The organism is Stenotrophomonas sp. PD6 (assembly GCF_049199305.1).
GTDB lineage: Bacteria > Pseudomonadota > Gammaproteobacteria > Xanthomonadales > Xanthomonadaceae > Stenotrophomonas.
This window is the reverse complement of the sequence record NZ_JBLZQD010000039.1, coordinates 1-499: the sequence shown is the minus strand read 5'-3', so window position 1 is coordinate 499 and position 499 is coordinate 1. Positions and strand designations below refer to the sequence as shown.

The following is a 499-nucleotide window of genomic DNA, read 5'->3' as shown; positions in this document are numbered from 1 at the left end:
CTTTAAAACAATTGATATGTTGCTTGATCAAACGTCTGCAAGATGGACATACATCCTTCCTGCAGGCGCCTTCACAAGATACCTGCGCATACTGTCAAAGAACTTGGGAGTCGGCCTCAGCGCCTTCGTCCGTGTGCCCCGACGTTTCCGTCGTTGCGAGCCGCCCATTATAGCCGGCTTTTCCGCTTCGTCAACACCTTTTTTCGAGGTGGTTCCCGGTGAGGGGACCGATCGGCCAGAAGGCCTTTCGTCGTTGCGAGCCGCCTATTATGTCAGGCTTTTCGAATCTGTCAACAACTTGTGAGGCGAACTTGAAGTTCTTCTTGAAGTTGTTGCTGCAAGTGCATCAAAAAGCATGTGCTTGCAAAAAAGGAAAACCCCGTTGCGTGAGCAACGGGGTTTTCGGGGTATAAACCCTGGCGATGACCTACTCTCGCATGGCTTGAGCCACACTACCATCGGCGCAGCTGCGTTTCACTTCCGAGTTCGGGATGGGATC

The 499-nt window shown here is 52.3% G+C and carries 1 protein-coding gene and 1 rRNA gene; one reads left to right on the top strand and one right to left on the bottom strand.

The window, feature by feature from the left end; genetic code table 11:
* Nucleotides 1–304, top strand: a 304-nt coding sequence (locus ACOZHM_RS20700) for a hypothetical protein (RefSeq protein ID WP_421571225.1), incomplete at its 5' end; no start/stop codon positions are given.
* Between the two features lie 110 nt (nt 305–414).
* Here the strand turns inward: ACOZHM_RS20700 and rrf are convergent.
* Nucleotides 415–499, bottom strand: a 5S ribosomal RNA gene (gene rrf / locus ACOZHM_RS20695); the annotation flags it as partial.